The organism is Algibacter amylolyticus, from assembly GCF_014202225.1.
Taxonomy (GTDB): domain Bacteria; phylum Bacteroidota; class Bacteroidia; order Flavobacteriales; family Flavobacteriaceae; genus Algibacter_B; species Algibacter_B amylolyticus.
Map to the genome: position 1 here is coordinate 165,845 of NZ_JACHGE010000009.1, position 25,868 is coordinate 191,712.

Sequence of the window (25,868 nt, forward strand, 5' to 3'; positions counted from 1 at the left end):
AAAGTTTTTTGGGCCAACCTAAAAAGTTAGCTGTGGTTTGTTATTTTAGTACGACGAATGTATGCCGTTTTTGTTACACCCATATCAATAAAAACATTAAATTTGAATAAGTAAGATACCTATGCAAGATTTAAAAATATCAAAGAAGAAGCCATCATTTCCTATAACGCCTAAGTTACACGAGTATTTAAGCGAATACAACAGAAATATAAAAATCCCTATTTTTTATGATGATTTGTTGCGTTTTCAAGGTTCTATTGTGGTTTATGATAAAGATGATAACGATACGTTATGGATTCGGGTGTATTATAACGATTATGAACGTGAGGAAATTGATGCTGCCTTAAAAAAGGTATATACCATATTTCATTCTGATGGTAACGATAGTGTTTTGCCGTTTTTAAATGTTGATGCTATTGATTTTTGCACCTTTGGAAACTCCAAACCATTTAGAATAAAAGTTAGAAATATTTTGAATGATAATTACACGTATTTTTATGTTAAAACAGCCGATTCTTCTAGGATTTATGGTTTAGAGCTAGAACATATGTTATCGCCTTACAACCTAAATTATTTGGTGTATAAGAATACATTAATTGAAGAACATATTGCAGGTATTCCTGGAGATGAGTTTATAAAGAATTTTTTACCAAAATGCGATAAATCTGAAAAATCTCAAATAGCCAAAGAGTTTGTTAAGTTTAACGAACGTTGTATGATTAGGCTTTTAGGCGATATGCGATCGTACAATTATGTTATTGTACCAACTCACGATTTTGATCATGTGGTGTATAAAATAAGAGCTATAGATTTCGATCAGCAGTCTTATGAGGGGAAGTTTAATATTTACAGACCGCAATTTTTTAAAGAAAACTATGAGATGGTGCAATTGGTTTCCAACAGCATGCAAAAACTGTCTATAAACCAATATAAAACTGAGGAGCGCTCTATACTAGTAAAACGCTTAAAAAGTTTTCATGATCGTATAGATGTATTATTAGATTGTATGGGGGAAGATGCCATTTCAACGGTTGATAATATCGATTTATTAAAATATAAGATATTTGAATACACGCAAGACGTTAACTTTAAACGTTGCGAAAATATGGGCCAAATTCTAAAATACTCATTGGAGTTTTTAACCCGAAATTACGAAAATGTAAATATTGAGAATTTAAGAGAGCAACGAAATACTAATTCCAGTTTTCGTTAAAATCTAGGTTGTCATAATCATCTAAATCAATCTCGTCGTTAAACTCGTTATACGGATCGTCTTCGTCTGCTTCAAACACTTTTTCTGGGGCAGTATCAGGTACTTGACCTTGCACAAACATAAGGTTAGGGTAATCGTTGCCTTCGGTTTCTTCAACAATTTCAGCAAGTTCAACATAAAATGTCCACATGCTCATAAAGTCGTAAACGTATATTAGTTTTGTTTGTGCTTCATGAACCACACTATCTAAAGATGTTTCGTTCATTAATCGCGCAGAACCATCATCACTTAAATCAAATAAAGAAATTTCTTCACCTTGTTCCCAAATATCGTTACTTAAATAAAACGAAGCCATTTCACTTCCATCAAACCCAAAAGATTGTGTAACTATATTGTGTAAATCTTCAAGGGTATCTGTTTCACGAATTTCTAAATCGCGAAAAATATCCTCTTCTGTATCATTATCTAAAATAACTCTAAATCTATAAATCATGGCAAGCAAATTATGCTACAAAGGTAGCTTTTTTTTAAATTATTATAAAAGAATTCCACGAGTCTAAACTCGTAGTATCCGTTAAAATTGTCATTCCCGTGAAAACGGGAATCTTAATAAAGTTATTCTTTACTTACTAAATCTATGAAGCGTAAATGTCATGGCGCTTAACAGAAAAAAGGCTCCTATTTGATGGGCAACACCTAACCAGAGCGGAACAGCGTATATTATGGTTAAAACACCCAGCAAAAATTGAACTCCTACTAGAACTAACAAGGTATTTATACCTTTACTTTGTAGTGTGGTAAGCGTTAATTTGCGCGATTTAAACCATAATACTAAAATAGAAATAACAACTAAATACGCTAAAGTTCTGTGAACAAATTGAATACCGCTTGGGTTTTCAATAAAGTTCTTGTAAAAAGGGTCAAGAACGTACACGGTATGATGTATCAACTTATTATCATTCATTAAAGGCCAGTGGTTATGCAGTAAACCGGCTTTTAAACCAGCTACAAACGCACCATAAATAATTTGAATGATAAGCATGATATAACTGACTATTATTAGTTTTCGAAAGGACTTATTAATTGTTTTTCTATTCGGAAAATATAGGTCTAAGGCTACCCAAAGTGTAGCTGCAAAGGTTAGGAATGCTGTTGTTAAATGTGCTGCCAAACGAAAATGACTCACATCTGGCATATCTACCAAACCACTTTTTACCATATACCAACCTAAAAAACCTTGAAAGCCTCCAAGTATTAATAATACAACACATTTTTTTATAGTGCTTTTGTTAAGTTGTTTAGTCGCTAAAAAGTATAAAAACGGAATAATGAATACTAGGCCAATAACTCGACCAATAAGTCTATGTAACCATTCCCAGAAATAAATACTTTTAAAATCCTCTATGGTAAAATGCGAATGTAATTTTTGGAACTCGGGATATTGCTGATATAAATTAAAAGCTTCTTCCCACTCGGCATTATTTAATGGCGGAATGGTGCCCGTTATTAATTTGTAATTTGAAATGGATAAGCCAGAATCAGTAAGTCTAGTTATACCACCAACAACTACCATAATAAAAATTAATACACACCCGGTAAGCAACCAATAGATTACTTTTTTGTTGTCTTTTTTCATATTAAATTAATGCTTTATTAAAACATATACTATTTTCAATAGTTGCATATTGTCCGTAGTTAGGTATAACTTGATACTTATTTTTTTTATAAAACTGCACAGCTTCTATTTGTCTTTTTCCTGTTTCTAGAATGCATTTTTTATATCCTAATTCTTTTGCCCAATCCTCTAAACCTTTTAAAATTTTAGTAGCAAGACCTAAGTTTCTGGTTTCTGGCCTTGTAAACATGCGTTTAACTTCTACAGTATTTCTGTCAACCGCTTTAAAAGCACCACAACCTACTGGCTTGTTGTCTATATAGGCTACAATAGTGTTTTTAAGAGCGTCTATACTGTTGTATTGATGGTAAAAATCATGCTCATCGCCATCAACTATAGTTAAATATGCATCTAGTTGAGATACCAAATCTTTAAAGTCCTTGTTCTCTGAATCTGTTTTAACTAAATGCATGCAACTGTTTTTATTTTAGCGCTGTGTGTTTTATATATTTTTTGTATTTGCCACTTGCAATCCTAAACGTTTTCCTTCCTTTAGCATTAATTGAAATGCCGCTTCATAGTCGTTCGGGATAGTACCTTCTAGTATAGCTTCTTTAATACTTTCTTTTATTAAACCAATTTCGCGAGAAGGTTTAAGGTTAAATGTTTTAATAATTTCTTCACCAGATATTGGCGGTTGAAAATTTCTAACATGATCGCGAGCTTCTACTTCAATAATTTTTTCACGAACAGTTTTAAAATTGTTATGGTATTTGTTGAATTTTTTAGGATTCTTAGTTGTTATATCTGCTTCACATAGCGTCATTAAATCTTCAACATAATCGCCTGCATCAAAAACCAAACGACGCACTGCCGAATCTGTAGCCGTATCATCGGCCAAAACGATAGGACGAGAGCTCATAAATACCATTTTCTGAACAAACTTCATTTTATCATTTAATGGCATTTTTAGTCTTTTAAACAAATGATAAACCATTTTTGAGCCTTCAAATTCATGTCCATGAAAGGTCCATCCTACTTTTTTACTAAACTTTTTGGTTGGCGCTTTTCCTATATCGTGCAATAAGGCTGCCCAACGTAACCAAAGATTATCGGTGTTTTCGCAAATGTTATCGACTACCTCTAGGGTATGATAAAAATTGTCTTTATGGCGTTGCCCTTCAACCTCGTCAATACCTTTTAGGGCTGTTAATTCTGGTAGGATGTGTTTTAATAACCCTGTTTTTTCTAGTAATAAAAATCCTTTTGATGGTTTTTTGCTTTCAAGAATTTTATGAAGCTCGGTAACTATACGCTCGTTAGTAATTATTTTTATACGAGCGCTATTATTAGTTATAGCTTCCAGCGATTTTGCTTCTATAATAAAATCTAGTTGCGTAGCAAACCTAATGGCGCGTAACATACGTAACGGGTCGTCACTATAAGTTATATTTGGGTTTAAAGGTGTTTTAATGATTTTATTTTCTAAATCATTTACACCATTAAAGGGGTCTAATAAATCTCCAAAAGCATCTTCGTTTAAATTTAGTGCTAGTGCGTTTATAGTGAAATCTCTTCGGTTTTGATCGTCTTCTAAAGAGCCATTTTCAACAGAGGGGTTTCTACTATCTTCTGTATAAGATTCTTTTCTTGCACCAACAAATTCAATTTCAATATCATCATGCCTTAGCATAGCCGTACCATAAGTTTTAAAAACTTGTACTTTGGTTTTAGTAGGTAGATTTTTAGCAACTTGTTTAGCTAATTGAATGCCATCTCCAATAGCAACAATGTCTATGTCTTTAGCATCACCACGTTTTAAGAGAAAATCGCGAACAAAGCCACCTATTACAAAAGATTCTAGTTGAAGTTCTTTTGCCGATTTTGATATGATTTTAAATATGTTATGCTGAAGTGCTTCTTTGTAATTCATGGTTATATTTGAGCGTTTACTCTCGAATAATTTTTACAACATTGCTGTTACTAATCTTTATAATTGATGAGGGTTTATTGCAAATTTTTTCGTGCTGCAAATTTACTACATAATCAACACCTTTTAAAATCTCATCGCTTATTTCTTTAAACGATTTTGGAGTTGGCGCACCACTAATATTGGCCGAGGTAGAAACTAGTGGTCCATTTAGTTTTCGCGACACCCAATAGCAGAAATCATCAGCGGGAATTCTTATAGCAATACTGCCATCATCAGCAATTAAATTATGTGCTAAATTTTTGGCATCGTCATAAATAATAGTAGTTGGTTTCTCTGCAATATCAATTATATTTAAGGCTGTATCGGGTACGACTTTAACAAATTGTTTTAGCATTCTATCATCGGCCACAAGACATATAAGTGCTTTAGAATCTATGCGATTTTTTAAATTATAGACCTTTTTAACGGCTTCCGGGTTGGTGGCATCGCAACCAATTCCCCAAACCGTATCTGTGGGGTAGAGGATAATGCCGCCGTTTTTTAGGATTTGTAGTGTTTTATTGATTTCGTTTTGCATATATATTGTTATAATTCAGCAAAACTAATAATAACGCTTTAAATGTAAAGATTTATATTTGTGTTAAATTATAGTTAATATATGATAAATGTCTCAAAGTCTTTTTTACCTAATCAAGAAGAATATCAAGCACACCTAAAGAAGTCATGGGATAAAATTTGGATTACTAATAGAGGAGAATTAGTGAAGTCTTTGGAGCTTCAGGTAAAAAATAAATTTAATATTACGAATATGATTGCTACTACAAATGGTACGTTACCATTGCAGATAGCAATAAAAGCATTACAATTAAAAGAAGAAATAATTACAACCCCTTTTAGCTATATTGCTACAGCTTCAAGTATTGTTTGGGAAGGTTGTACACCTGTTTTTGTAGACATTGATAAAGAAACCTTTAATATTGATCCTTCTAAAATTGAAGCTCACATTACTAGTAATACTACTGGTATTGTTGCAACGCATGTTTTTGGAAACCCCTGTAATATAACCGCTATTAAAGCTATTGCCGATAAATATAATCTTAAAGTTATTTATGATGCCGCACATGCTTTTGGTGTTGAATATAAAAAACAATCTATATTTGAATATGGGGATGTAAGTACTTGTAGTTTTCATGCTACTAAAATTTTTCATACAGGTGAAGGTGGAGCAATGTTTTCTAAAAATAAAGAGTTGCATGATACTTTGTATTATCATCATAATTTTGGGCATGATGGTCCTGAAAAATTTCATGGTTTGGGTATTAATGCCAAAATGAGTGAATTTCAGGCAGCCATGGGATTAACCATATTACCTTATTTTGATGATATTTTTTATAGACGAAAGCTTTTGTACGATAGATATTTGAATCATTTAGAAGATAATAAAGATTTGGTTTTTCAAAAAATTAAAAAAAATGTACTTTATAATTATGCGTATATGCCTGTAGTTTTTAAAAATGAAAAACAATTATATGAGGTTAAGAAAGCCCTAAATGAAAAAGATATACATCCAAGGCGGTATTTTTATCCAGCATTAAATACAGTTGATTATTTAGGTGGGCAAAACATGCCTATTGCGGAAAATATAGCTAAGCGTATATTATGTTTGCCTTTATATTTTGATTTAACAGAAGATCAAGTGGATGCTATTAGCTTAATTATTAATAAAACAATCTAAATGAAACCAACTATATATTTAATTGGTGTTGGATATTATACGGAAGTTATAATAGAATTGGCTAGAGATTGTGGTTATCAAGTGGCAGGGTTATATCATTATAATGAGGATCGTGTTGGAGAAATAGTTCTAGGTGTAAAAATTATAGATACCACTAAAGCGCTTTTTAGTGGTAATATAAAAGGTAAAAAATTTGGCGTTTCTGTAGGAGAAAACAATACTAGAGAGTCAATTTCAAAAACAATAAGGAGCCTTGGAGGGGAAACACCTAATTTGATACATCCAAAAGCAGTTCTAAGTCCATCTGTAGAAATTGGTGTTGGATGTTTTATACACGCCATGGCTATTTTGCATACAGCAACTAAAATTGGTGATGATTGTATTGTGAGTTCTGGCTCTATGTTAGGACATCATGCTAGTTTGGGTAATGTTTGCTTTATGGCACCTTTTTCCTTAGTTGGTGCTTATAGTACCATTGGTGAGCGTGTTTTATTTGGATTAAATTCTTTAATTCTACCTAATAAGTTAACACTTGGTAACGATTGTATTGTTGGTGCTAAAGCAAACGTTACCAAATCATTTGATGCTAAAACTACCTTAATAGGTAGTCCAGCAAAACCGTTAAAATCTAAAAAGTAAAATTTGAAACCATTATTAAGTATTTGCTGCACATCGTATAATCATGAAAACTATATTAAGGAAACTCTTGATGGTTTTTTAATGCAAAAAACCAATTTTCCTATAGAAATTTTAATTCATGATGATGCTTCAACCGATAGGTCTGCGGAAATTATTAAGGAATATGCACAAAAAGATGGTCGGATAATAACGATACTTCAAACCGAAAATCAATATTCAAAAAAAATCAAACCATGGCCCAATTTTCTTTTTCCAATGGCAAAAGGTAAATATTTAGCACTTTGCGAGGGTGATGATTATTGGATAGACCCTTTAAAACTTCAAAAACAAGTGGATTTTTTGGAAACACATAGCGATTTTAATATTTGTTTTAATGCTTCAAAAATTTATATACAAGATACAAATACTTTTAAAGAAGATCCTTTTAGAGGAAAATTTCCAGAAATATTAACTATCAAAGATTTAGCACGTAAAAACTATATAAGAACCAATACTGTTGTTATGCGAAATAATTTTACGTTACCTGAGTGGTTCAATCAATTACCGTTTGGTGATTGGCCTATGTATCTAATTATGATAAAGGATAATAAGGTGAAGTATATTGATGATGTTATGGGGGTTTACAGAATTCATAGTGAAGGTGTATGGTCTGGAAAAGATAAAGCTAAAATGATTGAAATGACGTTAATAGGCTTAGATATGCTTATTAAAAGTAACATATTACCAGCTCATATCAACAAGATTCTTTTAAAGCGTTACAGGAAGTACGCATTTAAAGCTCAAAAAGAAAAATTTAGGGGCTATCTTAAAAATCGTTAAAGCATAGTTGTTTTGTTAAAAGTATCATATCTAATATGCTGATAATATGTGTTTTATGGGGGGTGGAAGGTGGAAAACAATTCTAATTGAGCACACTTATATCCGAAATTAAGTAAAAATTGTGAGATTGCGTTTTAAAAGCTCTATAGAGCCTTCTTTAAATAAACCTTACATGAATTGACGATAACTTTTTGTTTCCTTAAATCATAAAAAGTAGGATGTTCCAAGGTTTTCCGTTTAAGAATGGTTTTTATGAATTTTTAAAAGCTCGTCATACATTTTCTCTGTAATAACCTCTTTTGTAAAGTTCTCCTTTAAATGCTTAAACCCATTTTTAATAAACTTTTCTTTTTGTTCTTTATTCTCTAAAACAGTTAATACCGCCTCAGCAAAGGATTCTGGGTTTTCTTTTTCGCAAAGCAAACCTGTTTGGTTATGGTTTACTACTTCAGGAATACCAGCCGCATTGGTGGCTACAATAGGCACGTGGCTAGCATAAGCTTCTAAAAGAACACCTCCTGTTGGCTCTAGTTTTGATGTGAACAAAAACAGATCAAAATCAGCAAATATTTCAGGAATATCGTTTCTAAAACCTAAAAATAAAATGTGGTTTTCAAGCCCTAATTCTTTAGTAAACGCCTTTATTTCATCTTCCATTTTACCAGTACCAATTAATAAAAATTTAGCGTTTGGTAGTTTATCTTTTAAAATACTTACTGTTTTTACAAATGTAAAATGATCTTTAAAAGGCACAAAGGCCGATATGTTGGCTATTAATTGTGTGGTGTGAGGTAAGCCTAACTCGTCATGTAGTTTGTATGATTTTGAAGTGAGCTTAAAGTCATCCAAATTTGTGGCGCTTCCAACAATTGAAAATCGCGAATGGTCTTTTATTGATGGTCCTAGAACATCGATAACAGCCTGAGAAACACAAATAAGTTTTACTAAATGCTTATAGTTGTATTTCCATTTACGTAATGGATTAGTTGCTATGTCCTTTATTAAGGTTCTAAAAAATACCAATGGTGTTTTCTTAATGGATAGGAGCGAAGCAATAACACATAAGGTATGTGCGGTACTATTATGGATTAAAACCAAATCGATTTTTTCTTCCTTTACAACTTGTTTGATTTTTTTTATCCAACTTCTACTATATTCCGATTTTAAAGGAAGCGCATGGACATTATAATTTTTTGAAGCCGCAATTTCAGCTAATTTGGTTTCGGTAGGGCAAATTAAAACTTGATGCTCTATTTTACTATCGAAAGCGTCATAATAATAAACAATTTGCTGTTCATGACCGCGCCATACACTAGAAGCTGTTATTTGAAGTAATCTCATATAAATTTGTATTCATCAAATGTAAAATAATATATCTAAATTGTTGAAACTTTATAATAAAAAACGTAAAATATTGTAATATTGCGGTATGAAGAATTCAGTAATTCATGATCATTTTAAGCCTTATAAAACGGAAATAGATAACTTTATTTTCAACTTTGATAATGAAGGAGAAGATTTTGGCAATCAACAGCGTAACAGTTTAAAGCTGTTTACCTTAAATGATAGTTTGGTAAATATTAAGTCCTTTAGAATTCCCAATATTGTAAACCAAATTGCTTATAAATTCTTCAGAAAAAGTAAAGCGGAACGCTCTTTCGAGTATGCTAAAAAACTTACCGAATTAAATATAGGAACACCACAGCCAATTGCTTATTTCGAGTTTAAAACGCCTTTTTTATTCAAAAAAAGTTATTATATAAGTGAGCATTTAAATTACGATATAACTTATCGAGAACTTACTACAGATTTTAATTATCCAGATCATGAAACTATTTTACGCGAGTTTACAAGGTTTACTTATAAATTGCATGAAAATGGTATTAATTTTTTAGACCATTCCCCAGGTAATACTTTAATAAAGAAAGTCGATGGAAAGTATTTGTTTTATTTAGTTGATTTAAACCGAATGGAATTTAAAGCTATGAATTTTGAAACGCGAATTAAAAATTTTGCTCGCTTAACAGTTCATAAATCTATGGTTGAGGTAATGAGCGATGAATATGCAAAATGCTCCGGTGAAGATTATAATAAGGTATTTAATTTAATGTGGCAAGAAACTGAAGACTTTCAAGCTAGATACCACCGAAAGAGACGGTTAAAAACCAAAATGAAATTCTGGAAATAACTCCATTAATTTTAATCGTTTTGTTACTCGTGTTAAAAATAAATTCCAATTGTAATTAGTTTATTTAGAGGAGTGATTTTGCAAATCAGGAAGACTGAAATGAACGATTTTCATTCATGTGAAAATTTATTTTAGAAAATTCGTGTCTAGGTATAAATTAAATTATTTTTGATGCTATGAAAATTGAAGTATCTGTAATTATTAGCACATACAATAGTCCTTTGTGGTTAGAAAAGGTTTTATGGAGTTATGATACGCAGACTTATAAAAATTTTGAAGTTATTATTGCAGATGACGGTTCAGGCGAAGAAACTATGCAACTTATTGCTTCTATAAAGAACAAGTTGAGTTATCCTGTACAACATATTTGGCATGAGGATAATGGTTTTCAAAAAACGATTATTTTAAATAAAGCTACTATTTCGAGTAAAGGTGATTATTTAGTTTATACAGATGGAGATTGTATTGCTAGAAAAGATTTTTTAGAAGTACACGTGGCAAATAGAAAGGCGGGATGTTATTTATCTGGTGGTTATTTTAAATTGCCAGAACACATAAGTAAGTTAATTTCTAAGGACGATATTTATAATCAATCCTGTTTCGACATAAAATGGCTTAAAAAGCATGGTTTAAAATCTTCTTTTAAAAATAATAAATTAACAGCTAGGGGTTTGAAAATGAATATTTTAAATTTTATAACTCCAACTAAAAGCACTTGGAATGGCCACAACTCTTCAGCATACAAAAAAGATATTCTTAATGTAAATGGCTATGACGAACGTATGCAATATGGTGGTGAAGACAGAGAATTAGGAGAACGTTTGGTAAACGCAGGAATGAAGGCTAAGCGCGTTAGGTATAGTGCGATATGTTTACATTTATATCATGAAAGAGGTTATGTAAACCCAGAAATGATAGCAGTAAATAAGTCTATTAGGTTAGTAACAAAAACACAGAAATTAACAAAAACGGCTTTTGGAAATCAGCGTGTTAATTTTTCTAATTCTTGATATCTAAAATAGACACCATAAGCGCTTAAATAACATATTTGAAAACCTTCTTTACCATCTAAAATACCCAACCTAAAAATGTAATTAGTTACAAATTTAATTACAGGGCGTAAGTATAAATGGTATGGACTCGATTTTTTACCTTTATTAAATAGTTCTAAAGCTTTTAGCTTAGCGTAACGTTCCATTTTAGATTTATAATGAGCAGAGCTATCAAAGCAATAATGTAACATCGTGTTTTTAAACAATTTGCTTTCGCCATCAATTTCAGGCATTTCATGTACAATTTTATCTTCAATATAATTTACTGTTCCCTTTTTAAATAACCTATAAGTGGTATCAGTTTGAAAGCCACTAAAACGAATTCTTTTCTGTTTAAAAAAATAGAGGCGTTTAACCATAAATGCAACACTATCTTTAGGCGTGTTTATTGCTTCTAGGATTTCATTTTTAAGAGGTTCAGTAATACGCTCATCTGCATCAATAAATAAAATCCATTCGTGGGTCGCTTGTTTAAGAGCGTAATTTCGTTGATCAGCAAAGTTTTTAAATTTCCGTTGTATAGTTTTAACGTTCTTTAATTGCTGAAGTTTTTCAAATGTGCCATCGGTACTAAAAGAGTCTACTACTATAATTTCGTCGGCAAAATCTATATTTTTAATTACGCTCTCAATGTGTTTTATTTCATTAAAAGTGATTATTAAAGCCGTTATGTTTTGCTTGTTTTTCAAAAAAAAAGTCAGGTTAAAATTATTTAGTAAAAGGGCTGTTATAACTTTTAAGAGTAAAGTAATTTAAGCGTTTTCTAATTTTATATTTTCGAATTAGATTTAAAGGTTTCTTTTTAAGGTGGTTTTTGTTTTTATGTAAAAAATCGATGGTTGCCGTAATAACACGTTCGGATGACTTTCCATCAAAATAGGGGTGTAAATTATTAATGAAATCTTCTATGTTTTTAATCAAACTATTAGGGGCGGTTAATGCTTTTTTAAATGCAGACTCAATAGCATTTGTTTCTGTAACATTTATTAAATAATTGTGATTAAACGTGTGGTTAAAAGTAACTACAGGTTTTTTTTGTAATAAAAATTCTTGAATTGCAGAAGTGGTATCTGCAAACATGATATCCGATTTTTTAAATAGCGGAATTAAATTAGTGGTATCAAAAAAGGTGAAATTTTCACCATTTAAACTTTGCCATTTCAACTTCAATTCTTCTGGTAACTTAGGATGCATTACCATTAAAAAGTTATAATTCCCTTGCCTTGATAACTGTTTTATTTCGTTAAAAACATCATTATTATAAGCTAAACTTAATCGTTTAGTAAAAGTTGTAGCAATAAGTATAGTTGGTGTTTTGGAGTGGTTCTTTTCCGTTATAGGAAATAAAGGGTCAACCTTACTCCAACCTGTTTCTACAATATCAAAATGCGGATGCTTAGGTTGTTGTAATTTAAAACCGTTTGTACTCGAAGGGCCTTGTGTACAATACAAATCAAAGAAACCTCTAATTCTAAAATGAGCTTCTCCGTTATTTTTTTCCGGACGTTTAAAAGATAAAAATCCATGAAATATCTGAACTTTTATACCCGAAATAAAATCTGGTACATCATCTGTAGCCGCTAAAACGATATCAGGTTGGTAATTTATAACTTCTGTAATATCATTTAAAACATTTTCCTTGAGGTTTAAATCAGGATTATTTTTATCAAGATCACTAAACCATTTAACTTCATAACCTCGTTTTAAAATCTCTTGTTCCAAAGGGTTACCAATAGGAATGGCGTAACTATAAGATATGTAAATTAAAAACTTATAACCCATTGGTAGTTATTTATTTAAAAAGCTAATTAGCTTTGGTTTTATGTACTCTGGTTTAAATTTTAAATAATAGGCTTCTATATTTTTTTTAGCCAATGCGATATCATTTTCAGAATATGGTATAAAATCTGAAATGTGAATTGCTACATGTTGGTTGTCACTTTCTACATCTCCAAACCAATTCTTTTTATTTAAGTAAGGCGAAAATATAGTGAAAGTTTTAATACCTAAAGCTTTTGCCATATTGTTAGCACCACCTTCATTACCAATTAGTGCTGTACAGTGTTTTGTAATAGCTAAAAATTCACGTAAACTTTTACCAAATATATCAAATAAAATATGTTGTTGTGTTATTTGGTTACAAGCATCAAAGATGGCTTTAGCATCTTCTCTCTGTTTCGGAATATAATTAAAAAGTATTCGAGAATCTGGTTTTTGCTCTACTATTGTGTCTAGCAATTGGGCCATATAATTTTTAGGGTAGGTTTTATTTTCGCTACTTCCTAAAACACTTATCATATATAATGGCTTTGTTAGATCTATATTATGTTTGATTAAATATAATTTAGCGTCCTTAATCTCGGTAGCCGTTAAATAAATTTTTGGTGTTATAGTATTAAAATTTATTTGAAGGGGTTCTAGAAGTTTGAATCTGTTTTCAAAGGCTAGACTAGAATTGTTTTCGGGGTGTTTTAAGCGTTTAGTTGTATGGGAGTAAATAAATGCTGTATGCTTTTTATAGTAAGCACTTTTTATTTTAGATTTAACAAATAGGCATATTAAAGCACTACTTATTTTTCCGTAAACATCTATTACAGCATCATATTCTGCTTTCCGTAATGTTTTTAAAAAAGCAAAAAACTTTAGTTCACTTTTTTCTATTTCAGGTGTAATAAAAATAAAATTGTCTATAAACGGATTATTCTCAACAACTGGGTAGGTGTGTGTGTTTATTAAATAATCCAATTGTGCTTCAGGGAATTTATGGCGAAGACTTTCAAACAATATGCTACTTGTAAGCACATCGCCAATCATTTTTTGTTGAATTATTAAAATTTTCATCCTAGCATCAAATTACAAACAAAAAATCCCAAATTCCAACTTTTAACGTGTTGGAATTTGGAATTTAGTTTTTGGAGCTTTAAAATTTAAACCGCAACACTGTGATCACGAAGTGCATCGTTAAGCGAAGTTTTCTTGTTAGTACTTTCTTTACGTTTTCCAATAATTAAAGCACAAGGTACATTGTAACTTCCAGAAGGGAATTCTTTTGCGTAACTACCAGGAATAACTACCGATCTTGCAGGAACAACACCTTTATATTCTTTTGGCTCATTACCAGTAACATCAATAATTTTTGTACTCATAGTTAATACAACTCCAGCGCCTAAAACAGCTTCGGTTTCTACACGTACACCTTCTACAACTATACAACGGCTACCAATAAATGCGTTATCTTCAATAATTACTGGAGCAGCTTGTAAAGGCTCTAAAACACCTCCAATACCAACACCACCAGATAAATGTACATTTTTACCAATTTGTGCACAACTACCAACAGTTGCCCAAGTATCTACCATGGTACCTTCGTCTACATAAGCTCCAATATTTACATAACTAGGCATTAAAATAGTACCTGCAGAAATGTAAGCACCGTGTCTTGCAACAGCATTAGGTACAACTCTAATACCACGCTCTGCAAAGTTTCTTTTTAACGGAATTTTATCATGATATTCAAAAATGCCTGCCTCTAAGGTTTCCATTTTCTGAATTGGGAAATATAAAACAACAGCTTTTTTAACCCATTCGTTTACTTGCCAACCATCTGCTACTGGTTCTGCAACTCTTAACTCGCCTTTATCTAATAAATCTACTACGTGTCTTATTGCTGTGGTGGTCTTTTCTTCCTTTAAAAGATCTCTATTATCCCAAGCGCTTTCGATTGTTTGTTGTAATTCAGTCATTGCTATAATAATTTTTGGCAAATATAATGGCTATCATTTAAAAAGGCGTTTAAATTGAATTTTTTTAAGTAAAAAAGCTTCATAAAACAATTAGGAAAATGCTGTTTTTAAGATGAAATACATATATACTCCTAGAAATGCAGACAAATAATAAATTGCAGTGTGGTTTTGTGTTTTTTAGCGTTTAAATTGGTTTTTGGTCTGTTTATCGTCAAAAACATGTCGGTTCTCTTATAAACGAAAATTCGTGGCGTACGACTAATTTTTTGTAGTTGAACATGGTTGTGGTTATATATTTGAACCATCAAACAATGATAAACACAATGAAAACTAATTTTTACATCTTATTCATCTTATTATTAAGCTTCTCTTTAGGAAATGCACAAAGCACTAATGAAGTTGTAAGTAATGATACTAATGTGATAGTTTCTGTATCAAACGAAACAGAAGTTTCTACTGTAAAAAATGATTCATTATTAATTGATGCCTCTCAAATAAACGAAACAATTGCTCGTAGTTCTAGCGATATTAGAGTATATTTAAATCGCAAAAGAAAAGTAAGTAATATCAATTTACTTTTTAGAGAAATGAATAAAGCTACTAGAGCATAAACGATAATGTTCAAATATTAATAATTAAGGTTAAATATCGAAAAAGGCTGTCCACTAGGATGGCCTTTCTTGTTTTATTAAGTTATTTTTGAAAAAAAAATATGTCAAGAATTTTAGCAATAGACTTTGGTACTAAAAGAACAGGAATAGCTGTTACAGATGAGTTACAAATAATTGCATCGGGTTTAACTACAGTTAATACTAAAGAGTTAATTGTATTTTTAAAAGACTACGTGGCTACAGAAAGTGTTGAGTTGTTTTTAGTTGGCGAACCAAAACAAATGGATAATTCTGCTTCCGAAAGCGAAGTTCATATTGTAAAGTTTCTTGCTAAATTAGAAAAAGCAATCCCAAACATACCAATTAAACGTGTAGACGAGCGCTTTACATCTAAAATGGCATTTCAAACCATGATAGATAGTGGCTTGAAAAAAAGCCAGAGAAAAAACAAAGCATTAATTGACGAAATTAGTGCAACACTAATTCTACAGAGTTATTTATATTCTAAATAGCTAAACAAAAAAGAGAATAAATTTTTATTAAATACAAAGCATAAACTATAAGTATTGTATTTTTGCAAAGAATAATAATTTAGAGAATGATTTTACCTATTGTAGCTTACGGAGACGCCGTTTTAAAGAAAAAAGCAAAAGATATTACTAAGGATTACCCCAATTTTGAAGGGTTGCTAGAAAACATGTTCGAAACCATGTACAATGCTTATGGCGTAGGTCTTGCGGCCCCTCAAATAGGATTGCCTATTCGTATGTTTTTGGTTGATACTACGCCGTTTTCAGAAGATGAAGATTTAAGTGAAGATGAGCAAAAAGCGCTAAACGGATTTAAACGCGTTTTTATTAATGCTCAAATTACTAAAGAAGAAGGTGATGAGTGGGCTTTTAACGAAGGTTGTTTAAGTATTCCAGACGTTAGAGAAGATGTGTTTAGAAAACCTAAAATTACTATTGAATATCTAGACGAAAACTTTAAAGCACATAAAGAATCTTTTGATGGGTTAATTGCTCGAGTAATTCAGCATGAATACGACCATATTGAAGGTGTTTTGTTTACCGATAAGTTATCGAGCTTAAAAAAGCGTTTAATAAAAGGTAGACTTACTAACATTTCTAAAGGGAAAATAAATGTAGACTACCGCATGCGATTTCCAGACCAAAAAAAGAAACGATAATATTTGCAATACATCAATAAACAGTTGATATTTGTCTCTTTCAAAAAATAATTTATGAGCTTAGAAAAAGTAATTTCAATTTCAGGAAAACCAGGGTTATACAAATTAATTACCCAAACAAGAGGAGGTTTTGTAGCAGAATCGTTAATAGATAACAAACGTATTTCGGTTAGTATGCAAAACAATGTAAGTGTATTAAGTGAAATTGCTATTTATACATTAACCGAAGAGGTGCCTTTACGTCAAGTTTTTCAAAGTATTAAAGAGAAGGAAAACGGAGAGAAAACATCTGTAAAGCCTAAAGACAGTAAAGATAAATTAGAAGAATACTTCTTTAATGTTTTACCCGATTACGATGAAGATAGAGTGTATGCTAGCGATATTAAAAAAGTAATTCAGTGGTATAACTTATTGCAAGAGCATAACATGTTAGATGGTTTAGAAGCTACAGAAGCTGAAACTGTTGCAGACGAAGAAGAATAAATAAAATAAATAATTACAATTAAAACCTTCAAATCTTGAAGGTTTTTTTATGCGTTTTTGTAAGGTGTTATAAAAAATTACGACCAGTTAGTACCTAACAAAACTATCTTACATAATGAAATCTCTCTGGTTCTTTGACGATGTAAACCTATTTAAGGTACTTTGTCCGCATAAGTTTAAAGCCTATAAAAAAGGTCATGATTTTGATGCCTATAAAAAGAAAGACTACATCTACTTTGAGGAGGATTCTGCAAACAAAGTATATCTAATAGAAAAAGGAAAAGTAAAAATTGGCTATTACAGCGAAGATGGTAATGAGGTTATTAAAGCCATTTTAACTCGTGGCGAAATTTTTGGAGAAACTGCTATTCTAGGTGAAGAAAAGCGAGAAGAATTTGCCCAATCTGTAGATAATAACACGAGCATTTGCCCTGTAGGAGTTAATACCATGCATAATTTAATGCGAGACAATCAAACCTTCAGTTTAAAAATATATAAGGTTATTGGGTTTAGGCTCAAAAAACTAGAACGACGATTACAGCTTTTACTTTTTAAAGATGCAAAAACTAGACTTATTGAGTTTTTAGACGAGTTATGTTCAGATTACGGATACGATTGCGAAAAAACGGGCGATAAAATTATTCATCATCCATATACTCAAAAAGATATTGCATCATTAATAGGTACATCAAGACCCACTTTAAATATTCTTCTAAACGAATTAAAGGAAGAAAATATCATTCAATTTACTAGAAAAGAGATAAGAATCCATCATAAAACGGCTTAATGTTAGATAGCTAACATTTTATAAAACATAGGTGATATATTTTTGAAGTATAAAATAACTAAAATAAATATATCATGATTAAAAAAATGTTTTTAGCAGTATTAGTGGCAGGAGTTTTTGCCACTTCTTGTAGTAATGATGACGACGGAACCGTAACATCAAGATTAAATATTTCATTAGATGGATTAGAAAATTTAGGAAACGACTTTGTCTATGAAGGATGGATAATTGTTGATGGGAATCCGGTGTCTACGGGCGTGTTTACAGTAGATGATAACGGAAATTTATCTGAAACTAGTTTTTCAATTTTAAAAGAGACGCTTGATGCAGCAACAAATTTTGTATTAACCATTGAACCAGCAGTCGATCCAGATCCAGCACCAGCAGAAACTAAATTGTTAATTGGAGATTTTTCAGGAGATTCTGCAAATGTAAGTTCTGCGGGCATTGTTGCAGATTTTGCTTCCGTTTCCGGAAACTATATTTTGGCAACTCCAACAGATGAAGATGATACTAATGAGTCTAGTGGTGTTTGGTTTTTAGATAACTCTAGTGGCTCTGCCGTTGCAGGTCTTGATTTACCAACCCTTTCGGCGGGCTGGAAATACGAAGGATGGGTTGTTTTTGATGGCACTCCGGTATCAACTGGCACGTTTTTAGATCCTGCTATGGCAGACGATAATGCAGCTACTTCACCTTTTAAAGGTAGTGTAGGTAACGGACCAGGGTATCCAGGAGAGGATTACGTAATGGGTACTGCCACAGGAGTAACATTTCCAACGGATTTAAAAGGTAAAACGGTTGTTATTTCTGTAGAGCCAAGTCCAGATAATAGTGCAGCGCCTTTTACTTTAAAACCATTAGCGCATGTTGTACCGGATAACGCAGCCGACCATACTGTAATTTCTATGGGAACAGGTCCTGTAACTATTTTAACAGGTACAGTTACTAGATAGACCTAAACTTTTTTGTTAGATTTAAGGCATGGTTTCAATTATTGAAACTGTGCCTTATTGATTTAATATATGACATTGAATAAAAGTAGAATAAAGAATATTGTTTTTTTCGTTTTAATTGGGGCCTTGTTATTGGCACAAACTCGAAAACCTATTCAAATACTAGTAAATAAAGGGTTTGCGCTTTTTGCTCCGTCTACAATTGATGCTTCAAACCTAAGTACAATAACAGATTATAAATGGCTATTAAAAGGTGAAAACAATACGAACTTTAACTTTACTACAACCAAGAACAAAGTCGTTTTGCTAAACTTTTGGGCCACTTGGTGTCCGCCGTGTATTGCAGAAATGCCTAGTATGCAATTATTGTATGAGGATTATAAAGATAAAATAGAGTTTGTTTTTGTTACCAATGAAGATTTTCAAACTACGCATAGCTTCCTAATTAAAAATAAATTTTCATTTAGTTCGTATAAAGCCATTTCCAAATTTCCTGAAGTTTTTAATGTTTCTAGTATTCCTAGAACATTTCTAATTGATAAAAAAGGAAATATAGTAATTGATAAAACAGGCGCTTCTAACTGGAATAGTGAAACCGTTAGGGAGACTATTGATACTTTGCTTAAAAAATAAATAGCTATGCCATCTAAATTTTTCGTAAATTTTACTATAATTTTATTGTGTAATTAAAAACAAATAGCAAATTGAATATAGTTGTATTAGACGGTTTTACACTTAATCCAGGAGATTTAAGTTGGGAAGGTATTGAACAATTTGGTGATGTAGTTGTTTATGACAGAACAGGAAATAATACCAAAGAAATCGTAAAGAATATTGGCGATGCCGAAATTGTTTTTACCAATAAAACACCACTTCCTAAAGAGGTATTAAAACAAGTGCCACAATTAAAATATATTGGAGTTTTGGCTACCGGTTATAATGTGGTAGATGTAAATGCTGCCAAAGATTTGGGTGTTACAGTTGCTAATGTACCTACTTACGGTACTCAGGCTGTAGCGCAATTTACCATGGCTTTACTGCTAGAGTTGTGCCATAATGTTGGTAATCATGCCGCTGCTGTAATGGATGGGGAATGGACGAAATCTAAAGATTTTTGTTTTTGGAATTCACCACTTATAGAGCTAGACGGCAAAACTTTAGGAATTATTGGTTTTGGTAAAATTGGGCAAGCTACTGCGAAAATAGGAGAGGCTTTTGGCTTAAATATTGTTGCCTTTAACCGAAGTAAAAATCCAGATCTAGAAACAGAAACTTGTAAATATGTGTCTTTGGATGAATTACTAGAAACATCGGATATTATTAGTTTACATTGTCCGCAAACCGATGCTACAACAGGAATTATCAATAAAACAAATATTGATAAAATGAAAGATGGCGTAATGATTATAAACACATCTCGTGGCGGGTTGATAGTTGAAGATCATTTAAAAGATGCTCTAAATTCAGGAAAGGTGTCTGGAGCTGCAGTCGATGTTGTTTCCTCGGAGCCTATTAAGGCAGATAACCCGTTATTAAGCGCTAAAAACTGTATTATTACACCTCATATTGCTTGGGCATCAAAAGCATCTAGAAACAGATTGATGCAAACTGCTGTTGAAAATTTAAAAGCTTATTTAGAAGGAAAACCTATTAATGTGGTTAATAAGTAATTCGTTTTTTAAACATTTAATTATAGTGTTTTAAAGAATGCCTTTATAAAATTCCACGAAAATAAAGAGCTCATTATTTTTAATTCTTCAACGAAAGTGGATTCTTCGTCTAAAAAGCGAAACATAGTTTGAATGCTGTTTTTATCATAAAATTTTTCAAAAATCCATTCGCCTTTATAATTTTCATCCTTTAAAACTTTTAAAAATATCTTATCGTAAAACTTGAAGCGGGCCTTAAAAAGCTGTTTAGATGGCGTGTTGTTTGTTTTAATATTTTCAATAATTTGAGCTACTTTTTTTTCGGTATGCTTAAAGGAATAGCCTGTAGATCCTTTAACCCAACCACCACCTGTACCAATTTTAGTTACTTTTTTAGTATTAAATTTTTCAAAAGGAAAAGTAGTCATAGGTATTTGGCCGCTTTCCGTTTCAGTTATCGTATAACGTTCAAGTTTTAAATACTTCTCTATATATTGTTTTATATAATTATCATAAGTTTCTTCAGAAACTATATTGGAGGTGAAATAGGTGAATTCAACTAAGGCTTCGGTTTCAGAAAATGGTAATACGTATGTAAATGTGGTTTGCTCGCCGTCTTTCAGTCTGTAATCCATCATGATAATCCTGTTTTTATCGAAAGTGTTTTTATCGGTTTTAATAACCCATCCCTTAAAATGTTGAATTATAGAAATGTTTTTTTCTGAATGTATTGAAAAAGACTCAGGAATTCGACTGTCAAAAACATGAGAGGCCGTATAGATGTTTTTTAAAGTAGAAACACGTACATTTTGATTTTCCTGTGCCTCCGTCACCTCTTCTATAATGAACGTAAAATTATCTTTTTTCGAGAGCGTGCTAATTGCATGCTTATAAAAGTCTATAGAGCGTATTGATTTATAGCTGTAAGGTTTTAAGGTTAAATCAATGTGTTTATTTGTTGTAATAACTGAAGCTTTAGCCCACGAGTTATGGGGTAAATGGTTCCATGCTGACGGTTCGGTTTCCCAAAAGCTCCAGGTTTTATCGTTCGTATCTTTTCTAGAAGGATCGATAAGCGCTATGCTTTTATTTTTAAAATAAGAATCGGATGCTATTTTTAATGCCAATTGTAAACCAGCCAATCCATTTCCAATAATAATATAGTCGAAATGGGTTTTACTCATTGTTAATGCAAGTTGGGAAATCTATTTTTTAAAATATTTAAAAGGGACAAACAGCATGCCAAAGCATTCTCCATCTTCTTTTCCTAAATGCTTGTGGTGCATTTTATGAGCGCGTCTTACCCCTTTTGCATACCAATTGTTGGCGTTTCTAAAAAGTTTAAATCGTTGATGGATAAAAATGTCATGCACTATAAAATAGGAAAGGCCATAAGCAAAAATACCTAAACCTATAGGTAAGCCTGCCCAAAAGCTTGTATGTTTCCATAGTAAAAAGAACCCTATACTAACTACGGCGTAAAATATAAAAAAGGCGTCATTTCGTTCAAACCAACTATCATGATCTTTGTGGTGATGATCTTTGTGTAAACGCCATAAAAAACCATGCATCACGTATTTATGTGTAAACCATGCCATAAATTCCATGAACAAATAGGTGCCTATAAATATGAGTATCCAATACAAAGTTTGCATGTTGTAATTTTACATTAAATTTAATTGATATTTTACGTAACTACGCATTAAAAGTTCTATTTTTTTCGGATTAGAAACCCGAATTCTAGAATCTTTAATTTTAAGCGCTGGTGTTTTTTTAAGCTTTTTTAATAGTTGACTGTAATACCTATACGCCATAAAAACGCCAAATTTAGCTTCGATAGGTAGTTTTTTAATACCGCTTAATCCTTTTTTAAAATCGGCTTCAATATCGTCAATAATACATTGTTTGGATGTTTCGTCTAGATTTTTTAAATCGGTATTGGGGAAATAGGTACGGTCTAAACCTTCAAAATCGGCTTTTAAATCTCTTAAAAAATTCACTTTTTGAAACGCAGAGCCAAGAGACATAGCAGTGTCTTTAAGCTCGTTAAATTTCTCTTCGTTTCCATTTACAAAAACGCGTAAACACATTAAGCCAACTACATCGGCAGAACCATATATGTAGTCTTTATATTCGTTTTCGGTTAAATAATTGGATTTATGTAAATCTAACCGCATGCTTTTCATAAAGGCATCTACAAACGACTTGTCAATGTTGTATTTATGAAACGTATGTTGAAAAGAATTTAATATAGGGTTTAAACTAATTTTATGCGTTAATGCTGATTCTAAGTCTTCAGAAAATTTATTGAATAATAATTCTTTATCATAATCATGAAAAGAATCAACAATCTCGTCGGCAAACCTAACAAAGCCATATATGTTATAAATATCGGCACGAATGGACTTGTATAGCATTTTTGTAGCCAAAGAAAACGATGTGCTATAAGTCTTAGTTACAAGCTTACTGCTGCTGTAAGAAACGGTATCAAATAAGGACTTCATACTAATAGTTTATGGTGTTTTGTTACTAAATCTGCTACTAATTTTCCAGAGATTAACGATGGTGGTACACCTGGTCCAGGAACCGTTAATTGTCCAGTAAAAAATAAATTATCTACTTTCTTACTTTTTAGTTTAGGTCTTAAAAAGGCGGTTTGTAACAATGTATTTGCCATTCCGTAAGCATTCCCTTTGTATGAGTTGTAATCTTTTATAAAATCGTTAATACAAAAGCTTTCCTTAAAAATTACATGATCTTTTACGTTTTGAGAGGTTAGTTCTTCAAATCGTTTTATAATTTTATTAAAATAGGTTGCTCTTAATTCAGGAGTATCTTCTAGTCCTGGAGCTAATGGTATTAAAAATATACCGGCTTCTTTTCCTTCTGGCGCTACATGCTCATCTGTTATACTGGGAAAGCTCGCATAAAAAAGCGGATTTTCTGGCCATTTGGGATGGTCATAAATAGCTTTTGCATGTACATCAAAATCTACATCAAAAAACAAAGTGTGATGGTTTACGTTTTTTAGTTTCTTGTCGAATCCTACATAAAATAGGAGAGAAGAAGGTGCAAAGGTCTTCTTCTGCCAATAGGACTCCGTATATTGTCTTAAAGATTTATCAAGTAAGGTTTCGGTGTGGTGGTAATCTGCACCACTTACTACAACATCAGAATAATATTTTGTTCCTTTCGATTCTATACCTATTGCTTTTTTGTTATTTACGATAATTCTATCAACAGAGTTTTCTGTTTTAATAATAACACCAAGTGATTTTGCTAACTTTTCAATGGCTAATATAACTTGATACATCCCTTTTTTAGGATGAAATGTGCCGAGTCCAAAATCGGCATAATTCATAAAGCTATAAAATGATGGCGTATCACTAGGTTTAGCGCCTAAGAATAATACAGGGAATTCAAGTATTTTTACTAACCTATCATTTTTAAAAGACTTTCTAACATCTTTTTTTATGGTGCTAAAAAACTGATTTATCTTTTTAATAGTAGCCGGTGTTATTAGCTCTAGAGGCGAGACACCAGGATTGTATACTAAATCTTTAATGGCAATATCATAATTGTGTTTAGCTTGTTCAATAAACGTTTTAAGTTTTTTTGAACTTCCAGGTTCTTCCTTCTCGAAAGCTATTATAATTTTTTCCAAGGTATCTTCTATGGTAATAAAATCGTCCTTACCAAAGTAAACGCTATACGCTGGATTTAATTTTTCTAAAGTATAGTAATCGGAAGGTTTTTTATTGAAATCTGAGAAGAAACGCTCAAAAACATCGGGCATCCAATACCATGTTGGACCTATATCAAAAGTGAAACCTTGGGTTTGTAGTTGTCTTGCACGACCACCAATGGTTTTGTTTTTCTCGAAAATTGTTACTTCGTAGCCAGCTTTAGCTAAATAGCATGCTGATGCTAAAGAGGAGAAACCAGAACCTATTATATTTACAGTTGTTTTCATATTGTTTAACAAATTTAGTTAAAAATTAAACAATATTAAAATTTTTATAAAGGTTTAACTAAATTTTCAATTGAATTAAAGATAGATATTTTTTCCGGAATATTTTCTACATGCACATCAGAAAATTTTTTACCTAAAAGCATGAGTCTGGTGTTTTCCTTATTTAAAATTAAACTTTTAAATTTATCTAAATAATCTTGAATGTCTTTACTTTCCGGATATACTGTAAAATAGGATACAAAAGTAATTTCATCGAAGAATTCAAGTAAATTATTTAAGTTTTCCATAGGTACACTTTCACCAAGAAAAATAGTATGGTAGCCTTTACTTCTAAGTTGGTAATTAATAAATAGAAGGCCTATGTCATGAATTTCGTTTTCCGGAAGGAATAAAACAAAAGTACTAGTACTTGGTTTGGGCTCTAATAGTTGTAAACGTTCTGTGTTTATAAGGATTTTTTGTTTTATAAGTACCGATATAAAATGCTCATGAGCTGGAGTTATAGTGTTTGTTTGCCAAAGCATGCCTATTTCTTCTAGCAATGGAAGAAATACAGAATAGAAAATTTCGCTAAATGTTTTTGAATCTAAAAGATTATTATAAGTGCTATAAAATAAAACTTGATCAAAGTTTATCATAGCCATTTTTAGTGCGTTAATGGAGTAGTCTTCGGCGCGAGCTCTAGAGGCTATTTCTCTAACTTTAATAGGGATTTGTTCGGGTTTAAGGTCTGCAATCTTCGAAATTTTTAATCCATTATTATTAAGGTAAGATATATTTAATAGTTTTTGAAAACTAGATAAACTGTAGTTTCTAATATTGGTGTCAGATCTTTGTGGACTAAGTAAATTATAGCGTTTTTCCCAAATACGAATGGTATGTGCCTTAATTCCTGTAAGGTTTTCGAGGTCTTTAATACTAAAGTTAACTTTAATGTTGTTCATCTAAAATGAATTTAAGTTAAACAAAAGTATGTTTTTTTAATGTGAATTCTCTAATTTTTAGTAATAAAAAGTATATTTCGAAGTAAGAGTAGGAAAAATTGTAGTGTTGTTTTTGGTAAAAAAGTGCGCACGAGAAGATTCGAACTTCCACATCCTAAAACGGATACTGGCCCCTCAAGCCAGCGCGTCTACCAATTCCGCCACGTGCGCATTATAAGGATGGCAAAAGTATAAAAAGTTAAGCAATATAGGGTAACTTAATTTTTCCAAAATAATTAAATAATTTAATCTTTTGAAATGTGGGGTTTTTGGTTGTATGTAAGCGAATTACTGTTTAAT

Annotated in this window: 29 protein-coding genes and 1 tRNA gene; 14 read left to right on the forward strand and 16 right to left on the reverse strand. The window is 31.6% G+C overall.

Annotated features, from left to right (window positions below):
• The first annotated feature begins 121 nt into the window (after window positions 1-121).
• Window positions 122-1,213, forward strand: a complete 1,092-nt coding sequence (locus tag HNQ90_RS15305; RefSeq protein ID WP_144116462.1) for a hypothetical protein — start codon at window positions 122-124, stop codon at window positions 1,211-1,213.
• Here the strand turns inward: HNQ90_RS15305 and HNQ90_RS15310 are convergent.
• The 5 genes from HNQ90_RS15310 to HNQ90_RS15330 form a co-directional block, all read right to left on the reverse strand.
• On the reverse strand, window positions 1,194-1,706 hold the full coding sequence (locus HNQ90_RS15310; protein ID WP_144116461.1) for an IS1096 element passenger TnpR family protein: 513 nt from the start codon (window positions 1,704-1,706) through the stop codon (window positions 1,194-1,196). The two genes, HNQ90_RS15305 and HNQ90_RS15310, sit on opposite strands and share 20 nt — an antisense overlap.
• A 129-nt stretch (window positions 1,707-1,835) precedes the next feature.
• Entirely contained in the window at window positions 1,836-2,849 is a 1,014-nt protein-coding gene (locus tag HNQ90_RS15315) for a COX15/CtaA family protein (protein ID WP_144116460.1), read from the reverse strand.
• A gap of 1 nt (window position 2,850) precedes the next feature.
• Window positions 2,851-3,300, reverse strand: coding sequence for a GNAT family N-acetyltransferase (locus tag HNQ90_RS15320; protein WP_144116459.1), 450 nt, complete (start codon window positions 3,298-3,300; stop codon window positions 2,851-2,853).
• A gap of 30 nt (window positions 3,301-3,330) precedes the next feature.
• A complete protein-coding gene (locus HNQ90_RS15325; RefSeq protein ID WP_144116458.1) occupies window positions 3,331-4,761 on the reverse strand; it encodes a CCA tRNA nucleotidyltransferase in 1,431 nt (476 codons plus the stop codon).
• A 16-nt stretch (window positions 4,762-4,777) separates the two neighbouring features.
• On the reverse strand, window positions 4,778-5,338 hold the full coding sequence (locus HNQ90_RS15330) for an L-threonylcarbamoyladenylate synthase (RefSeq protein WP_144116457.1): 561 nt from the start codon (window positions 5,336-5,338) through the stop codon (window positions 4,778-4,780).
• Between the two features lie 81 nt (window positions 5,339-5,419).
• Here HNQ90_RS15330 and HNQ90_RS15335 point away from each other — a divergent pair, with 81 nt between their 5' ends.
• Genes HNQ90_RS15335 through HNQ90_RS15345 form a run of 3 tightly spaced genes read left to right on the forward strand, consistent with a single transcriptional unit; the run spans window position 5,420 to window position 7,954 of the window.
• Window positions 5,420-6,496, forward strand: a complete 1,077-nt coding sequence (locus tag HNQ90_RS15335; protein ID WP_144116456.1) for a DegT/DnrJ/EryC1/StrS family aminotransferase — start codon at window positions 5,420-5,422, stop codon at window positions 6,494-6,496.
• Window positions 6,497-7,135: a DapH/DapD/GlmU-related protein gene (locus tag HNQ90_RS15340; RefSeq protein ID WP_144116455.1), complete on the forward strand. Its 639-nt coding sequence runs from the start codon at window positions 6,497-6,499 to the stop codon at window positions 7,133-7,135.
• A gap of 3 nt (window positions 7,136-7,138) precedes the next feature.
• Window positions 7,139-7,954: a glycosyltransferase family 2 protein gene (locus tag HNQ90_RS15345; RefSeq protein ID WP_144116454.1), complete on the forward strand. Its 816-nt coding sequence runs from the start codon at window positions 7,139-7,141 to the stop codon at window positions 7,952-7,954.
• Window positions 7,955-8,191: 237 nt separating this feature from the next.
• Here the strand turns inward: HNQ90_RS15345 and HNQ90_RS15350 are convergent, their stop codons facing one another.
• On the reverse strand, window positions 8,192-9,295 hold the full coding sequence (locus HNQ90_RS15350) for a glycosyltransferase family 4 protein (protein ID WP_144116453.1): 1,104 nt from the start codon (window positions 9,293-9,295) through the stop codon (window positions 8,192-8,194).
• A gap of 88 nt (window positions 9,296-9,383) precedes the next feature.
• On the opposite strand from HNQ90_RS15350, the gene HNQ90_RS15355 reads away from it, so the two are divergent.
• Both HNQ90_RS15355 and HNQ90_RS15360 read left to right on the forward strand, forming a co-directional pair.
• Window positions 9,384-10,142: a lipopolysaccharide kinase InaA family protein gene (locus HNQ90_RS15355; RefSeq protein ID WP_144116452.1), complete on the forward strand. Its 759-nt coding sequence runs from the start codon at window positions 9,384-9,386 to the stop codon at window positions 10,140-10,142.
• 176 nt (window positions 10,143-10,318) lie between these two features.
• Window positions 10,319-11,152, forward strand: a complete 834-nt coding sequence (locus HNQ90_RS15360) for a glycosyltransferase family 2 protein (RefSeq protein ID WP_144116451.1) — start codon at window positions 10,319-10,321, stop codon at window positions 11,150-11,152.
• Here HNQ90_RS15360 and HNQ90_RS15365 read toward each other — a convergent pair.
• The 4 genes from HNQ90_RS15365 to HNQ90_RS15380 form a co-directional block, all read right to left on the reverse strand.
• Window positions 11,125-11,883, reverse strand: coding sequence for a glycosyltransferase family 2 protein (locus HNQ90_RS15365; protein WP_144116450.1), 759 nt, complete (start codon window positions 11,881-11,883; stop codon window positions 11,125-11,127). The two genes, HNQ90_RS15360 and HNQ90_RS15365, sit on opposite strands and share 28 nt — an antisense overlap.
• Before the next feature lie 19 nt (window positions 11,884-11,902).
• Window positions 11,903-12,976, reverse strand: a complete 1,074-nt coding sequence (locus tag HNQ90_RS15370; protein ID WP_144116449.1) for a CDP-glycerol glycerophosphotransferase family protein — start codon at window positions 12,974-12,976, stop codon at window positions 11,903-11,905.
• Window positions 12,977-12,982: 6 nt separating this feature from the next.
• Window positions 12,983-14,035, reverse strand: coding sequence for a glycosyltransferase family 9 protein (locus HNQ90_RS15375; protein ID WP_144116448.1), 1,053 nt, complete (start codon window positions 14,033-14,035; stop codon window positions 12,983-12,985).
• Window positions 14,036-14,121: 86 nt separating this feature from the next.
• Entirely contained in the window at window positions 14,122-14,937 is an 816-nt protein-coding gene (locus tag HNQ90_RS15380) for a 2,3,4,5-tetrahydropyridine-2,6-dicarboxylate N-succinyltransferase (protein WP_144116447.1), read from the reverse strand.
• Window positions 14,938-15,260: 323 nt separating this feature from the next.
• On the opposite strand from HNQ90_RS15380, the gene HNQ90_RS15385 reads away from it, so the two are divergent.
• The 8 genes from HNQ90_RS15385 to HNQ90_RS15420 all read left to right on the forward strand — a co-directional run bounded on the left by HNQ90_RS15385 (window position 15,261) and on the right by HNQ90_RS15420 (window position 20,633).
• On the forward strand, window positions 15,261-15,548 hold the full coding sequence (locus HNQ90_RS15385) for a hypothetical protein (RefSeq protein ID WP_144116446.1): 288 nt from the start codon (window positions 15,261-15,263) through the stop codon (window positions 15,546-15,548).
• A gap of 101 nt (window positions 15,549-15,649) precedes the next feature.
• Complete coding sequence (ruvX, locus tag HNQ90_RS15390; RefSeq protein WP_144116445.1) at window positions 15,650-16,060, forward strand: Holliday junction resolvase RuvX; 411 nt, start codon at window positions 15,650-15,652, stop codon at window positions 16,058-16,060.
• An 86-nt stretch (window positions 16,061-16,146) separates the two neighbouring features.
• Entirely contained in the window at window positions 16,147-16,737 is a 591-nt protein-coding gene (gene def, locus HNQ90_RS15395) for a peptide deformylase (protein WP_144116444.1), read from the forward strand.
• 54 nt (window positions 16,738-16,791) lie between these two features.
• Entirely contained in the window at window positions 16,792-17,220 is a 429-nt protein-coding gene (locus tag HNQ90_RS15400; protein WP_144116443.1) for a DUF5606 family protein, read from the forward strand.
• Window positions 17,221-17,335: 115 nt separating this feature from the next.
• Window positions 17,336-18,007 (forward strand): Crp/Fnr family transcriptional regulator, encoded by a 672-nt coding sequence (locus HNQ90_RS15405; protein WP_144116442.1) that lies wholly within the window; start codon window positions 17,336-17,338, stop codon window positions 18,005-18,007.
• 74 nt (window positions 18,008-18,081) lie between these two features.
• Entirely contained in the window at window positions 18,082-18,963 is an 882-nt protein-coding gene (locus tag HNQ90_RS15410) for an anti-sigma factor (protein WP_144116441.1), read from the forward strand.
• 69 nt (window positions 18,964-19,032) lie between these two features.
• Window positions 19,033-19,596 (forward strand): TlpA family protein disulfide reductase, encoded by a 564-nt coding sequence (locus HNQ90_RS15415; RefSeq protein ID WP_144116440.1) that lies wholly within the window; start codon window positions 19,033-19,035, stop codon window positions 19,594-19,596.
• Between the two features lie 71 nt (window positions 19,597-19,667).
• A complete protein-coding gene (locus HNQ90_RS15420; protein ID WP_144116439.1) occupies window positions 19,668-20,633 on the forward strand; it encodes a D-2-hydroxyacid dehydrogenase in 966 nt (321 codons plus the stop codon).
• Window positions 20,634-20,653: 20 nt separating this feature from the next.
• Here the strand turns inward: HNQ90_RS15420 and HNQ90_RS15425 are convergent, their stop codons facing one another.
• The 6 genes from HNQ90_RS15425 to HNQ90_RS15450 all read right to left on the reverse strand — a co-directional run bounded on the left by HNQ90_RS15425 (window position 20,654) and on the right by HNQ90_RS15450 (window position 25,739).
• A complete protein-coding gene (locus tag HNQ90_RS15425; RefSeq protein ID WP_144116438.1) occupies window positions 20,654-21,796 on the reverse strand; it encodes a lycopene cyclase family protein in 1,143 nt (380 codons plus the stop codon).
• A 21-nt stretch (window positions 21,797-21,817) separates the two neighbouring features.
• On the reverse strand, window positions 21,818-22,267 hold the full coding sequence (locus HNQ90_RS15430) for a sterol desaturase family protein (RefSeq protein ID WP_144116437.1): 450 nt from the start codon (window positions 22,265-22,267) through the stop codon (window positions 21,818-21,820).
• 9 nt (window positions 22,268-22,276) lie between these two features.
• A complete protein-coding gene (locus tag HNQ90_RS15435; protein WP_144116436.1) occupies window positions 22,277-23,116 on the reverse strand; it encodes a phytoene/squalene synthase family protein in 840 nt (279 codons plus the stop codon).
• Window positions 23,113-24,585, reverse strand: coding sequence for a phytoene desaturase family protein (locus HNQ90_RS15440; protein ID WP_144116435.1), 1,473 nt, complete (start codon window positions 24,583-24,585; stop codon window positions 23,113-23,115). Before HNQ90_RS15440 ends, HNQ90_RS15435 begins: the two co-directional genes overlap by 4 nt.
• 44 nt (window positions 24,586-24,629) lie before the next feature.
• Window positions 24,630-25,529 (reverse strand): MerR family transcriptional regulator, encoded by a 900-nt coding sequence (locus tag HNQ90_RS15445; RefSeq protein WP_144116434.1) that lies wholly within the window; start codon window positions 25,527-25,529, stop codon window positions 24,630-24,632.
• A 124-nt stretch (window positions 25,530-25,653) separates the two neighbouring features.
• A tRNA-Leu gene (locus HNQ90_RS15450) sits at window positions 25,654-25,739 on the reverse strand.
• Between the last annotated feature and the right edge of the window lie 129 nt (window positions 25,740-25,868).

Bases quoted from the DNA above. Each gene is read 5' to 3' on its own strand.
- def (WP_144116444.1), top strand. From the start codon at position 16,147: ATGATTTTACCTATTGTAGCTTACGGAGACGCCGTTTTAAAGAAAAAA.
- HNQ90_RS15410 (WP_144116441.1), top strand. From the start codon at position 18,082: ATGATTAAAAAAATGTTTTTAGCAGTATTAGTGGCAGGAGTTTTTGCC.
- HNQ90_RS15360 (WP_144116451.1), top strand. From the start codon at position 10,319: ATGAAAATTGAAGTATCTGTAATTATTAGCACATACAATAGTCCTTTG.
- HNQ90_RS15385 (WP_144116446.1), top strand. From the start codon at position 15,261: ATGAAAACTAATTTTTACATCTTATTCATCTTATTATTAAGCTTCTCT.
- HNQ90_RS15330 (WP_144116457.1), bottom strand. From the start codon at position 5,338: ATGCAAAACGAAATCAATAAAACACTACAAATCCTAAAAAACGGCGGC.
- HNQ90_RS15320 (WP_144116459.1), bottom strand. From the start codon at position 3,300: ATGCATTTAGTTAAAACAGATTCAGAGAACAAGGACTTTAAAGATTTG.
- HNQ90_RS15350 (WP_144116453.1), bottom strand. From the start codon at position 9,295: ATGAGATTACTTCAAATAACAGCTTCTAGTGTATGGCGCGGTCATGAA.
- HNQ90_RS15445 (WP_144116434.1), bottom strand. From the start codon at position 25,529: ATGAACAACATTAAAGTTAACTTTAGTATTAAAGACCTCGAAAACCTT.
- HNQ90_RS15435 (WP_144116436.1), bottom strand. From the start codon at position 23,116: ATGAAGTCCTTATTTGATACCGTTTCTTACAGCAGCAGTAAGCTTGTA.
- HNQ90_RS15325 (WP_144116458.1), bottom strand. From the start codon at position 4,761: ATGAATTACAAAGAAGCACTTCAGCATAACATATTTAAAATCATATCA.
- ruvX (WP_144116445.1), top strand. From the start codon at position 15,650: ATGTCAAGAATTTTAGCAATAGACTTTGGTACTAAAAGAACAGGAATA.
- HNQ90_RS15405 (WP_144116442.1), top strand. From the start codon at position 17,336: ATGAAATCTCTCTGGTTCTTTGACGATGTAAACCTATTTAAGGTACTT.
- HNQ90_RS15430 (WP_144116437.1), bottom strand. From the start codon at position 22,267: ATGCAAACTTTGTATTGGATACTCATATTTATAGGCACCTATTTGTTC.
- HNQ90_RS15310 (WP_144116461.1), bottom strand. From the start codon at position 1,706: ATGATTTATAGATTTAGAGTTATTTTAGATAATGATACAGAAGAGGAT.
- HNQ90_RS15425 (WP_144116438.1), bottom strand. From the start codon at position 21,796: ATGAGTAAAACCCATTTCGACTATATTATTATTGGAAATGGATTGGCT.
- HNQ90_RS15370 (WP_144116449.1), bottom strand. From the start codon at position 12,976: ATGGGTTATAAGTTTTTAATTTACATATCTTATAGTTACGCCATTCCT.
- HNQ90_RS15400 (WP_144116443.1), top strand. From the start codon at position 16,792: ATGAGCTTAGAAAAAGTAATTTCAATTTCAGGAAAACCAGGGTTATAC.
- HNQ90_RS15340 (WP_144116455.1), top strand. From the start codon at position 6,497: ATGAAACCAACTATATATTTAATTGGTGTTGGATATTATACGGAAGTT.
- HNQ90_RS15440 (WP_144116435.1), bottom strand. From the start codon at position 24,585: ATGAAAACAACTGTAAATATAATAGGTTCTGGTTTCTCCTCTTTAGCA.
- HNQ90_RS15375 (WP_144116448.1), bottom strand. From the start codon at position 14,035: ATGAAAATTTTAATAATTCAACAAAAAATGATTGGCGATGTGCTTACA.
- HNQ90_RS15315 (WP_144116460.1), bottom strand. From the start codon at position 2,849: ATGAAAAAAGACAACAAAAAAGTAATCTATTGGTTGCTTACCGGGTGT.
- HNQ90_RS15380 (WP_144116447.1), bottom strand. From the start codon at position 14,937: ATGACTGAATTACAACAAACAATCGAAAGCGCTTGGGATAATAGAGAT.
- HNQ90_RS15335 (WP_144116456.1), top strand. From the start codon at position 5,420: ATGATAAATGTCTCAAAGTCTTTTTTACCTAATCAAGAAGAATATCAA.
- HNQ90_RS15415 (WP_144116440.1), top strand. From the start codon at position 19,033: ATGACATTGAATAAAAGTAGAATAAAGAATATTGTTTTTTTCGTTTTA.
- HNQ90_RS15305 (WP_144116462.1), top strand. From the start codon at position 122: ATGCAAGATTTAAAAATATCAAAGAAGAAGCCATCATTTCCTATAACG.
- HNQ90_RS15355 (WP_144116452.1), top strand. From the start codon at position 9,384: ATGAAGAATTCAGTAATTCATGATCATTTTAAGCCTTATAAAACGGAA.